The organism is Streptomyces sp. ISL-94, from assembly GCF_018614075.1.
Taxonomy (GTDB): Bacteria; Actinomycetota; Actinomycetes; order Streptomycetales; family Streptomycetaceae; genus Streptomyces.
The window spans coordinates 14,276-26,044 of sequence record NZ_JAGGOZ010000007.1; the positions used below are offsets into that span (position 1 = coordinate 14,276).

9 protein-coding genes are annotated in these 11,769 nt (G+C 72.8%); 2 read left to right on the forward strand and 7 right to left on the reverse strand.

Annotated elements, in window-relative coordinates:
* Nucleotides 1–19 precede the first annotated feature (19 nt).
* The 6 genes from J7E94_RS01920 to J7E94_RS01945 all read right to left on the reverse strand — a co-directional run bounded on the left by J7E94_RS01920 (nt 20) and on the right by J7E94_RS01945 (nt 9,213).
* Nucleotides 20–1,459 (reverse strand): CitMHS family transporter, encoded by a 1,440-nt coding sequence (locus tag J7E94_RS01920; protein ID WP_215011749.1) that lies wholly within the window; start codon nt 1,457–1,459, stop codon nt 20–22.
* Between the two features lie 73 nt (nt 1,460–1,532).
* Nucleotides 1,533–3,731 carry a molybdopterin-dependent oxidoreductase gene (locus J7E94_RS01925; RefSeq protein ID WP_215011751.1) on the reverse strand — a complete coding sequence of 733 codons (2,199 nt, stop codon included), beginning with the start codon at nt 3,729–3,731 and terminating at the stop codon, nt 1,533–1,535.
* A 229-nt stretch (nt 3,732–3,960) separates the two neighbouring features.
* Nucleotides 3,961–4,581: a TetR/AcrR family transcriptional regulator gene (locus J7E94_RS01930; RefSeq protein WP_215011818.1), complete on the reverse strand. Its 621-nt coding sequence runs from the start codon at nt 4,579–4,581 to the stop codon at nt 3,961–3,963.
* 35 nt (nt 4,582–4,616) lie between these two features.
* On the reverse strand, nt 4,617–5,924 hold the full coding sequence (locus J7E94_RS01935) for a hypothetical protein (RefSeq protein WP_308344384.1): 1,308 nt from the start codon (nt 5,922–5,924) through the stop codon (nt 4,617–4,619).
* 62 nt (nt 5,925–5,986) lie between these two features.
* Nucleotides 5,987–6,880, reverse strand: coding sequence for a cupredoxin domain-containing protein (locus J7E94_RS01940; RefSeq protein ID WP_215011820.1), 894 nt, complete (start codon nt 6,878–6,880; stop codon nt 5,987–5,989).
* Nucleotides 6,881–6,921: 41 nt separating this feature from the next.
* Nucleotides 6,922–9,213: a right-handed parallel beta-helix repeat-containing protein gene (locus J7E94_RS01945; RefSeq protein ID WP_215011753.1), complete on the reverse strand. Its 2,292-nt coding sequence runs from the start codon at nt 9,211–9,213 to the stop codon at nt 6,922–6,924.
* 145 nt (nt 9,214–9,358) lie between these two features.
* Here J7E94_RS01945 and hmgA point away from each other — a divergent pair, with 145 nt between their 5' ends.
* Nucleotides 9,359–10,708, forward strand: coding sequence for a homogentisate 1,2-dioxygenase (hmgA, locus tag J7E94_RS01950; protein ID WP_215011755.1), 1,350 nt, complete (start codon nt 9,359–9,361; stop codon nt 10,706–10,708).
* A 45-nt stretch (nt 10,709–10,753) separates the two neighbouring features.
* A complete protein-coding gene (locus tag J7E94_RS01955) occupies nt 10,754–11,503 on the forward strand; it encodes a GntR family transcriptional regulator (protein WP_215011757.1) in 750 nt (249 codons plus the stop codon).
* Between the two features lie 78 nt (nt 11,504–11,581).
* On the opposite strand, the gene J7E94_RS01960 is transcribed toward J7E94_RS01955, so the two are convergent.
* The gene (locus J7E94_RS01960) at nt 11,582–11,752 is read right to left on the reverse strand and encodes a hypothetical protein (RefSeq protein ID WP_215011759.1); all 171 of its coding nucleotides are present in this window, start codon (nt 11,750–11,752) and stop codon (nt 11,582–11,584) included.
* Between the last annotated feature and the right edge of the window lie 17 nt (nt 11,753–11,769).

Sequence of the window (11,769 nt, forward strand, 5' to 3'; positions counted from 1 at the left end):
GCGCCAGAGGCGGCCGGGATCAGATGATGCCGAAAAGCATCCCTGCCGCGAGAACGACCAGAGAGGTGAGAGCCGCCCATTTCACGGTGAACCGGGTGTGATCGCCGAACTCGACCTTGGCCATGCCGACGAGGACGTAGACGGCCGGAACCAGCGGGCTGGACATGTGCAGGGCCTGGCCGACCAGGGAGGCGCGGGCGATCTCCAGCGGGGAGACCCCGTGGGCGGCGCCGGCCTCGGCCAGGACGGGCAGGACGCCGAAGTAGAAGCCGTCGTTGGACATGAAGTAGGTGAGCGGCAGGCTGAGCAGGCCGGTGACCAGGGCCATGTGCGGGCCCATGCCCTCGGGGATGGCGCCGACGAGCCAGTCGGCCATGTGCTTGACCATGCCGGTGCCGGTGAGGACGCCGGTGAAGACGGCGGCGGCGAAGACCATGCCGGCGACGTTGAGGACGTTGTCGGCGTGGGCGGCGATCCGGGCCTTCTGGTCGGGCATGTGCGGGAAGTTGACGGTGAGGGCGAGGGCGGCGCCGAGCAGGAACAGCACCGGAATGGGCAGCAGCTCCATGATCATGGCAGTCAGGAGGGTGAGGGTGAGGCCTGCGTTGAACCAGTAGAGGCGCGGACGCAGGGTGGCGCGGTGGGGGTCGAGGCCCTGGAAGCCGTTATCGCCGTCGCCTTCGCCGGTGGGGGTGGCGGAGGCGGAGGTGGCGGAGGTGGCGGAACCGGTGGATCCGGCGGCCGACGCGGAGCCGGAGCCGGCGGCGGCGGCGGGGGCTGCACCGGAGCCGGCGGCGACGAGCGAGACGGATTCCGCTTCCGCCTCCTCGCCGGGCACGACCAGGAGGCCGACGCGGCGGCGCTCCTTCAGCCCGAGGACGTAGGCGAGGACGAAGACGAAGAGCAGACCGACCGCGAGGGCCGGGATCATCGGGACGAAGATGTCGGCCGCGTCGAGCTTGAGGGCGGTGGCGGCGCGGGCCGTGGGGCCGCCCCAGGGGAGGGTGTTCATGACGCCGTTGGCGGTGGCGGCGACGCCCGTCATCACCACCAGGCTCAGGCCCAGCCGCTTGTAGAGCGGGTACATGGCCGAGACCGTGATCATGAAGGTGGTCGATCCGTCGCCGTCGAGCGAGACGATCGCGGCCAGGACGGCGGTGCCGACCACCACACGGACCGGGTCGGCTTTGCAGAACCGCAGGATGCCGCGCACGATCGGGTCGAAGAGGCCGACGTCGATCATCACGCCGAAGTAGACGATGGCGAACATCAGCATGGCGGCGGTCGGGGCCAGCTTGCCGACGCCGTCGATGACGTAGTCGCCGAGGTACGCGCTCTTGCCTGCGAACACGCAGAAGAGCGCGGGGATGAGGACGAGCGCCGCGATGGGCGACATTTTCTTCAGCATGATCAGGACCAGGAAGGTCGCGATCATGGCGAAGCCGAGGAAGGTCAGCATGCTGGGAACGTAGGTGCCGCCTCCTTGTGCCAACAAGACGTCTGCGTGTGAGCAATACGAGCAAAACCCCAGCTCAGGGCAGGGGAGTCAGCTCGACGGGGAAGCCGTTGAGGACAGCCGTACCGGACAGCCGGTCGAGCCGCGAGCCGTCGAGGAGCTGGTTGACGTTGGCGCCGGGCGAGCCGGACGCCACCGAGAGCCGGACGCCGGCGCGGTCGTGGCCCCAGCCGTGCGGGAGGCTCACCACTCCGGTGCGCACGGTGTCGGTGACCTCTACGGGGACCTCCAGGGCGCCGCCGTCGGCGGTGATCCTGGCCCGGCCCCCATCGGTGAGGCCCAGCCGGCCCGCGTCCTGCGGGTGGATCTGGAGGGTGCAGCGGTTGGAACCTCCGGTGAGGGCCGGGACGTTGTGCAACCAGCTGTTGTTGGACCGCAGATGGCGGCGGCCCACGAGCACCAGGCCGGCGGGGCGGTCGGCGAGCGCCGCGCGCAGCCTGGGGAGCTCGGCCGCGATCGGGTCCGGGAGCAGCTCGATCCTGCCGCTGCGGGTCCTCAGCGCGCCCGGGAGCCGGGGCCGCAGCGGACCCAGGTCGATGCCGTGCGGGCTCTGCCGCAGATCCTCCAGGGTCAGTTCGTACGGGCCCAGGCGCAGCATCATGTCGAGCCGCCGCTCGGGACCGGTGCGGCCCGACAGCATGCGGGCCTGCTCCTGCGGGTCGCCGCCGAAAAGCGGTGAGTGCGGCTCGGTGACGGCGCGGGCGAGGGTGTCGGCGATGACGCGCTCGTCGACGGCCTCGGGCGGTGCGCCGTGCAGGCCGGAGACGGCGAGGACCAGCCGCGCGTGGATCTCGCACTCGTCCATCCGCCCGGCCTCCAAGGGGACGGCGGCGGGCGAGTAGCGGGCCTGGTTGCGTACGGCGAACCCGTTGAACGCGAAGTCGAAGTGCGCGCTCTGCGCGGGCGGCGGCGGGGGCAGCACGACGTGGGCGTGGCGCGAGGTCTCGTTCAGATAGGGGTCGACGGAGACCATGAAGTCGAGGCCGGCCAGCGCCCGGTCGAGCCGGTCGCCGTCGGGTGCGGACAGGACCGGGTTCGAGGCGATGGCGATCAGCGCCCGGATCCGTCCGTCGCCCCGGGTGTCGATCTCCTCTGCCAGGGCGGAGATGGGGAGTTCGCCCTTGGCTTCGGGGTGGCCGCCGACCCGGCTCGACCAGCGGCCGAGGGCGAACCCCTTGCCGGGGCCGGCCGGCCGGGGCGCGCCGGTGGTCGCGGACAGCGGGAAGAGGGCTCCGCCCGGCCGGTCGAGATTGCCGGTGAGGATGTTCAGTACGTCGACCAGCCAGCTGGCCAACGTGCCGTACTCGACGGTGCAGCTGCCGATCCGCCCGTAGACGGCGGCCGTGGGGGCGGCCGCGAGCTCGCGGGCAAGGGTGCGGATGTCATCGGCTGCGAGGTCGCAGGCGGGTGCTACGGCCTCAGGAGTGAAACTCCCGAGGGCGGCGGCGAGTTCCCCGAGGCCATCGGTCTGTTCCTCCAGTGCGCCGGGGGCGGCGAGCTTCTCCTCGAGGAGGGTGTGCGCGAGGGCGGCGAGCAGCAGCGCGTCGCTGCCGGGGCGGGGCGCGAGGTGGCGGTCGGCGAGCCGGGCGGTGCGGGTGCGGCGCGGGTCGACGACGACCAGCGTCCCGCCGCGGGCGCGCAGGGCCTTGAGCCGGCCGGGGAAGTCGGGGGCGGTGCACAGGGAGCCGTTGGATTCGAGGGGGTTGGCACCCAGGAGCAGCAGGAAGTCGGTGTGGTCCAGGTCGGGAACCGGGATGGCGAAGGGGTCCCCGAAGAGCAGGCCGCTGGACACGTGCTTGGGCATCTGGTCGAGCGTGCTGGCGGTGAAGAGATTGCGGGTGCCGAGTGCCTTGAGCAGCAGCGGCGGGTAGAGGGCGCCGGCAATGGTGTGGACGTTCGGGTTCCCGAGGACGACGCCGACCGACTGGGGCCCGTACTCCCGGACGAGGGCGGGGACGGCGGCGGAGACGGCGTCGTAGGCCTCCTCCCAGGTGGCCTCCTGGAGCCGGCCGTCGCGGCGGACGAGGGGGGTGCGCAGCCGGTCGGGGTCGGCGTCGAGCGCGCCGAAGGCGGCGCCCTTGGGGCAGATGAAGCCGCGGCTGAAGACGTCGTCGCGGTCCCCGCGGGCGCCGGTGACGGCGGTGCCCTCGATGGTGAGGGTGAGTCCGCAGGTGGCTTCGCAGAGGGGGCAGATGCGCAGGGCGGTGCGGGGCATGGGCCCTCCAGGGGGCGACAGGCTGCGGCGCGGGCACACGGGGCGCCCTGAGCATACCGACCGGTAGGGACGGACGCGAGGGGTCTGCGGGAGCCGGTCCGGGCGAGGCACCCGCCGCCTCGCCGGCGAAGCGGGAGGGGCCGGAGGGAGAGCGGTGTGGTGAGCCGTGTGGTGAGCGCCGCAGGGTGGAGGGCGGTCGGGCCGGGCGCAGCAGCCCTGGCCCGGAGGTTCAGTCCAGTACGCGGGCGAGGTAGGCGTGCATCATCGCCCGGGTCTCGGCGACGATGTCGGGGTCCCCCGCCGGGTCGGCGCGGAAGGCCAGTTGGATCAGCGCGTCGGTGGCCTCGACGGAGACGAGGACCGCCCGCCCCAGGGCGGCGTCGGGGGTCAGGCCGAGGTGGGCGCAGAGCAGTTCGGTCAGGCGGGCGGCGACCAGGTGGTTGGGGTCGGCCTCCGGGCCCTCGGCCGGCGGAGCGGGCACGCCGAAGTCGACGAGCGCGAAGCCGGGGACGCTGCGCTTCATGGCCAGGTACTCGTCCAGGACGGCGTCCACGACCGGCCGCCAGTGGGTGGCGGGGAGGTCGGCGAGCCGGTCCGCGATGCCGTCGGCATAGCGGTCCAGGTTGCGATGGGCGAGGGCGATGGCCATGGCTCGCTTGTTGCCGAAGAAGCGGTAGACCGAGCCGATCGGGACTCCGGCGCGCAGCGCGACGGCGCGGGTGCTGAGGTTCTCGTATCCGGTCTCGTCGAGCAGCTCGGCGCAGGCGTCGAGGATCCGGGCGAGCCGGTCGGCGCTGCGCTGCTGGATCGGAGTACGGCGCAGGGAGTGGGCGGGAGGCACGGGGTCCATCATGCCGCTCCGGGGTTCTCGTTTCGGCGGGAGCCTCAGTTCAGCAGGAGGCCGAGCCCGCCTACGGTGTAAGTGATCATCAGGGCGAGCAGCGGCAGCTGGCCCGCGACCGCCCTGGCGGGCGGGAAGAGGCGTACGGAGCGGTCGTGGGCCGCGACGACGCCGAGCACGTGGCCAGTGACGACGGCGATGACCTGGAGGGCGGCGAGGGCCCCGGGGGCCAGTGGCGGCAAGGGTTCGGGGGCGTTGTCAGTGGCGAATGCCATGTTTACTGTGCGTGGTCCTTCGGTCACCAGAAGGGAGAAGTAATGGGCGACCAGATAACCGAGTGCGATCGGGACGAGTGAGTGCGCGAAGGCGGTCAGCGGGCCGGGGTGCGGGCCGCTGACGAGGCGGGTGGCCGCGGCGCACAGGCAGTAGAGGGTGGCGACGAGGGCGACGGAGCCGAGGAGCCCGAGTGTGGCCGTGGGGGTGCGGCCGAGGGGGGAGGTCTGGAGGGTGTTGATCCACGAGGGGTTGTCGGAGAAGCCGTCGTAGGCGGTGGATCCGAGCAGGACGCAGACGGTGGCGACGAGTCCGGGCCGCTCGGGCGTCGCGTCGAGTCCGTGCAAGGGGTTGCGGAGAACCAGGCGGCCGTCGCTGCGACGGCCGAGGGGGGAGAGCCGGGCGAGGAGGGCGGAGTACGTCTCGAAGGCGTCTCCGTCGTCGAACCAGCGCTCGCCGAAGCGGGCGGCGAGCAGCAGCTGGGCGGTGGTGTAGGTGGCGAGGGCGATGAGGAGGGTGGTGGCGGATGCGGGGTCGGGAGCTGCGAGTTCGAGCCAGGTGAAGCCGAACAGTCCGACGGCGGCGGGCCATTGGCCCAGCCGTGCGGGGAGGGGGCGGTCGGGGCCGTCGCCTCCACCCCGCCGGGCCCGGGAGAGCAGGCGGTGCAGGGTGCGGAGCGGGTTGAGCAGGCGCCAGACGGGGCCGAGGAGGAGGGAGGCGGGGACGAGTCCGACCCAGAAGAGGACGTAGACGGCGCCGGGAGCGGGGTTGTGCGCGGGGTCGTCGGGACCGAGGAGGAGGTGGAGGAGGACGGCGAGCGCGAGGGCGAGCCCGAGTCCGCGCAGGGCGGTGCGGGTGGCCGGCGCGTCGGCCACCTGCTGGAGGGCGGCGGGCAGGGCGAGCCCGGAGCGGTCGCCGCGGAAGCGGGAGGTGGACCAGAGCAGTGCGAGTGCGAGGAAGGAGACGAACAGCGCGGTGAAGGCCCCGGCGAAGACGTAGAAGGGAGAGATCGGAAGGTCGTGCTGGGACCCGATCCCGTGCGCGAGGGCGGTGAGCGGATCGGCCAGGAGTGGGACCACGCCCTGGCCTCCCCCGCCACTGGCCGGAGCGTGCGGGGGGAGGTGCAGGGGCACGGGTGGGGTCATCGGACGAGGAGCTGGGTCAGGACGAGGGCGGACTCGTGGGTCTCGACCTCGAAGAGGCCGGTGCGGTCGGCCGTCAGGATCAGGGTGGCCTCCTGTCCTGCGGGCAGCGCGAGCTCCTTGTCGTAGCCGTGGACGTGCAGGGTGTCCGCGCGGTCGCTGGTGACGCGCAGGGCGACGCGTTCGCCGCGCTTGAGCTCGGTGCGGGCGGGGGCGGGGCTGACCCTGCCGTCCCGGACGGTGATGGTGACCGTCCGGTCGGCCTGCGGAGGCTGTGAGGGCTCCGGGGTGCCGGTCTGGGTGGGCGCGGGGTGGCTGTGGGAGGCCTGGCCCGGGGGGCCTGCGATCAGTGGGACGGCGGTTTCGACCGGCTTGCCGGACACCGCCCAGGCGGTGTGGTCGTCCGCGTACAGCCGGGCGGTCAGGGTGTGCGTGCCCTCGGGGACCTGCGCGGCGGAGAGGTGGAACCAAGGGCCGTACAGGCGGGCGAGTGTGCGGCCGTCCAGCTCCAGGTGGGCGTGGCCGGCGCCCGGGAGGGCGGCGCCGCCGGTGCTGTCGGGGGTGAAGCGGAAGTGCTCCACGGCCAGTTGGAGGTTCCAGCCGTCCTCCGAGTCCGGGCGGGCGGTGAGCTGTACCTCCGGCGCGCCCTCGGCGGGGACCTCGCGGAGCCGGTGGCCCGCGCCGTCGTCGGCGGTGAGCAGGGTGCCCACGCTGCCGGAGGCCTGCTCGTGGCTGGTGCCGGGTTTGTGGTGGGTGGTGGCCCGCCCGCCGCAGCCCGTCGCCGCTCCCCCGGCGAGCAGCAGGGCCAGGGCGAGCACGGCCGCGACCCGGGCGCGCCGGCCGCCCCTCCCGGGCCTGCGGGGCCTGCCGGGCCTGCGGCGCGGGTGGGGCATACCGCGGGCGTCGCACCGGCTGCGGTCGTCGGGCCAGTCGGTCACGGCTGCCCTCCGGCGGTCGGTGCGGCCTCGGCCGACGGGGTGGGGGCGTCCGGGGCCGGAGTGCGGTCGCCCGCGGGGTCGTCGCCCGGGCCCGCATCGCCCGGGCCCGCATCGCCCGGGCCCGCATCGCCCGGGCCCGCGTCGCCCGGGCCCGCGGGGTCGCCGGGGCCGGCCGGGGTGTCGGGGCCGGCCGGGGTGTCGGGGCCGGCCGGGGTGTCAGAGCCGGCCGGGGCCGCCGGACCAGCCGGGGCCGTTGGGGCCGTTGGGCCGGCCGGGGCTGCTGGGCGGGCCGAGGCGATGACCGCCCACAGGAGCCAGACGACGGCCACCAGGGCTCGTATCCAGGCGGGGCTCAGGGGGGTCCAGGGGATCATCAGGATCGCCTTGTCGAAGGCGTCCAGCAGGGTGAGCCCCGCCAGCAGCAGGGTGAGGCGGGCCAACCAGGGGCGGGGGGGGCGCAGGGCCAGGCCCACACCGGTCCACCACAGGCCCAGCAGGGTCAGCGCGAGCGCCGGGACGGCGGTGGCGACCAAGCCCGTGGTGGAGCCCGCCACGTCCAGGGTCAGGCCCGCCAGGCCCAGCAGGGAGGCCGCCGTGCCCAGCCGGGAGCCGCGCAGACGGCGCCACCACAGCACGCCGCCGACCAGGAGGAGGACACCCGCGACGGCGAGGGCGATCTGGGTCTCCACCCGTTCCAGGCCCCGGGCGCCGTACCAGTCGCAGCCGGCCGGGAGTTTGCGCGCCTGCACGTTGTAGTCGGCGCAGACGAGCAGCTGGACGAGCTTCACCGGTTCGCCCACCAGCCGGGCCGAGGCTCCCGAGACCTGGCCGCGGGCGCCCCCGCACTGCGGCAGCGTGCCCGGGGTGGAGCCGTCGGGGCCGTTCTGCCAGCAGTTGCCGCGGCCCTGGCCGTCCCACCACACGTCCATGCCGTTGGGGCGGGCGGCGCCGGACTTGTCCCTGCCGAGGACGTTGCCGGCGTAGCGGTTGTGGTGGGAGGTGTCCGCCTGCTTGGACCAGGCTTCCTCGCCCCGGATGAAGGCGGGTACCGCCGAGAGGAAGAAGCCCGCGCGGCGGTGCCCGTACACCCAGTTGTTCTCGTAGAGGTTCCAGTTGCCGCCCGCGGTGATGATGCCGGTGCCCGGCGGCATGGAGATCTGCGGGCAGACGACGCCCCGCTCGTAGCCGCGCTCGATCGGCGGCTTGGCGCAGGTGCCGTCGGCGACGTACCCGTAGTAGTCCTGGTTGTTGTCGTGGATGAGGTTCCGCTCGAACTTGGCGTGGTTCTGCGGGAGTCCCGGGTGGCCGGGGAAGGCGCTGTCCATCGAGGCGCCGCCCATGTTCTGGTCGAACTCGTTGTCGTGGACCCAGACGGAGTCGCCTGCCGTGCCGGAGTAGCCGACCATGTTGTGGTGGCTTCGGCAGCCGGTGATCTCGATGGAGTGGCGGGGGACGTCGTAGCCGCGGCCGTCGTTGATGTCGGAGGCGCTGCCCGGGTAGATGCCGGAGTCGCCGTTCCCGTACGACTCGCAGTTCTTGTAGAGCCCGTGGTCACTGGCGAAGGTCAGGAAGCCGTACTCGTCGTTCCACCGGGTCAGCACGTCGTCGATGACGAACCCGTCGCCCGCCAGCACGTAGAGGGAGTTGAAGGTGGTGCGCTGGGCGGTGAAGTTGCGGAAGTAGACGCCGTCGGACCTGTCGGCACGCAGGGCGTTGAGCTTCTGGTACTTGGCGTCGATGACCACGTCCAGGCGGGACGCGCCGGTGCCCTCGATCTGGAGGTTCGTCTTGCCGAGGATGGCGACGAGGTTCTGGTTGTGCCGACAGCGCTCCTGCTGCTCGTAACTGAGGATCTGGTAGCCGAGCGAGGAGTTGGGGGCCTTCAGCTCCGCGCACTCGCCCGTCGGCTTGGGGAGCGAGGGCTCCTCCTCGTACAGGCCGGGGAGGATCGCGATGTTCATGCCCGGCCGGTCGACGGCGTCGACGGCCTCCTGGAGGTGTCGGTAGCCGCTCTTCTCGCACCGTTCGTACAGGGCGAGGTTGCGCTGCCGGAGCTCCTCCGGGAAGGCGGATATCCGGCGTTCGAAGGCGGGGCGGTCGGTCTTGCAGACCACGAGGTCGGGCTCCGCCCTGCGGTACTCGGGCACGGATCCGGAGCCGTCCGGGAGGGTGACGGGGCGCTCTTCGTGCGCGCGGGCTGCGGGCGCCGCGGCGAAGAGGGACAGGAGGGCGAGGAGGGCGGCGAAGAGAGCCGCCGGCACGGCAGGGAACCTGCGGGTCCACGACATGCGCGTGAGAGTAGAGCAATGTTCATCTTTTCGGATCCCCCGTGCGCGAATCCGTTTGCCCCGCTCCTTCGATGCGCCGTTGACGTGCGGGCCGCGGAATCCTACTGTCGACCATAGGATTCCTTCGACGGAGCGGGAGCAGCACATGAGCGAGCAGGCCAGGAAGACGGCGGAGGGGCTGGAGTACCTCACCGGCTTCGGCAACGAGCACAGCTCGGAGGCCGTCCCCGGCGCGCTGCCGCACGGCCGGAACTCGCCCCAGCGGGCACCGCTCGGCCTCTACGCCGAGCAGCTCAGCGGCAGTGCCTTCACCGAGCCGCGCAGCCACAACCGCCGTTCCTGGCTGTACCGGATCCGCCCCTCGGCGGCGCACCCGCCCTTCACCCGGATCGACAACGGGGCCCTGCGCACCGCGCCCTTCACCGACGCCGCCGCGGACCCCAACCGGCTGCGCTGGAACCCCCTGCCCGACCCGGCGCCCGGCACCGACTTCCTGGCCGGCCTGTGGACCCTCGGCGGCAACGGCGACGCCGCGCAGCGCACCGGCATGGCCATCCACCTCTACGCCGCCAACGCGGACATGACCGACCGGGTGTTCAGCGACTCGGACGGCGAGCTGCTGATCGTCCCCGAGCGCGGGGGCCTGCTCCTGCGCACCGAGCTCGGCCTGCTCGCCGCCCGGCCGGGCGAGGTGGCCCTCATCCCGCGCGGCGTCCGCTTCCGCGTCGAGCTGCTGGACGGCGACGCCGCCGAGGCCGCCGACGGCACCGAAAACGCCCCCGCCCGCGGCTACGTCTGCGAGAACTACGGCCGCCCCTTCGAGCTGCCGGACCTGGGCCCGATCGGCGCCAACGGCCTGGCCGCCGCCCGCGACTTCCGGGCCCCGGCCGCCGCGTTCGAGGACAGCGAGCGCCCGACCGAGGTGGTCAACAAGTTCTGCGGCAACCTCTGGTCGGCCACCTACGACCACTCCCCGCTCGACGTCGTCGCCTGGCACGGCACCCACGTCCCGTACGTCTACGACCTGCGCCGCTTCAACGTCCTGGGCTCGATCAGCTACGACCACCCCGACCCGTCGATCTTCACGGTGCTGACCGCACCCTCCGACACCCCGGGCCTCGCGGGCGTGGACTTCGTGGTCTTCGCCCCGCGCTGGCTGGTCGGCGAGGACACCTTCCGCCCGCCGTACTTCCACCGCAACGTCATGAGCGAGTACATGGGCCTGATCGAGGGCGCCTACGACGCCAAGGCGGAGGGGTTCGTCCCCGGCGGCGGCTCGCTCCACAACATGATGTCCGCGCACGGCCCCGACCGGGAGACCTTCGACCGGGCCAGCGCCGCCGAGCTGAAGCCGCAGAAGATCGACGACGGCCTGGCCTTCATGTTCGAGACCCGCTGGCCGATCACCGCCACCGCCCAGGCGGCCGGCGCGGACCACCTCCAGCGCGGATACGACGACGTCTGGCAGGGTCTCCAGCGCCACTTCCGCGCCTAATATGCGCAGCACACCGCCCCCGTCCAGCCGTACGGAGAACCACCCGTGACCGCCTTCGCCCCCGACTCGCTGGTGCTGAACCGGAAGCTGCCGCTCTGGTACCAGGTGTCACAGTCGCTGCGCGCCTCGATACTCGGGCGCACCCCGGACGCCTCGCTGCGCCTGCCCACCGAGGAGCAGCTCGCCGAGCACTACGGGGTGAGCGTGCTGACCATGCGGCAGGCGCTCAAGGAGCTGGAGGGCGAGGGACTGATCAGCCGGCACCGGCGGCGCGGCACGTTCATCGAGCCGGGCGCGCGGCGCAGCGCCCCGGTGCGGCTGCTGGGCTCGGTCGACGCGATCGTGGCCCAGCAGTCGGGCGACCGTACGACGATTCTCGGCCACGGGCGGACGGCGGTGTCCGGGGAGCTGCTGGACCACTTCCCGGACACCCCCGAGGTGGTCACGTACCGCCGGCTGCGCCACGACCGCGAGAGCGGAGAGCCGACCAACTGGGTGGAGAACGCGGTCCTTCCGGAGTTCGCGGAAGCGGTGGAGCTCACCGATCTCGAGCGGTGGCCGATGACGAAGGTGCTGCGGGACATCGTGGGGGTGCGCATCAGCCGCATCACGGACACGGTCGAGGCGCGGCTGGCGGACCCGGAGACGGCCGAACTGCTCCAGGTCCCCCTGCTGAGCCCGATCCTGCACTACACCGGCGTGACCTACGACGAGGACGGCCGGGTGGTGGACGTGGCCCGCATCCGCTACCGCGGCGACCGGTTCTCCTTCACGGTGACGGTCGACGCGCACTGACGCGCTGACGAGCGGCGCACTGATGGCGCAGACAGGCGCCATCGGGCGCCGGCAGTCCGTACCGTCGGACGGACGGACCTACCGCTCCCGCTCCTCATCGTCCGTGGAGCGCTCGCCCTCCGCCTGCGACGGCGTGGTCCGCTTCGTGTCGGGGTGGTGCCGCTGCGCCTTCTGCTTCTCGTCCATGTCCTCGTCGAGGCGCTCGCCCTCGGCCTGCGACGGAGTCGAGTATTCGTCGTACTGACTCATGACCGTCTCCTCGGTCG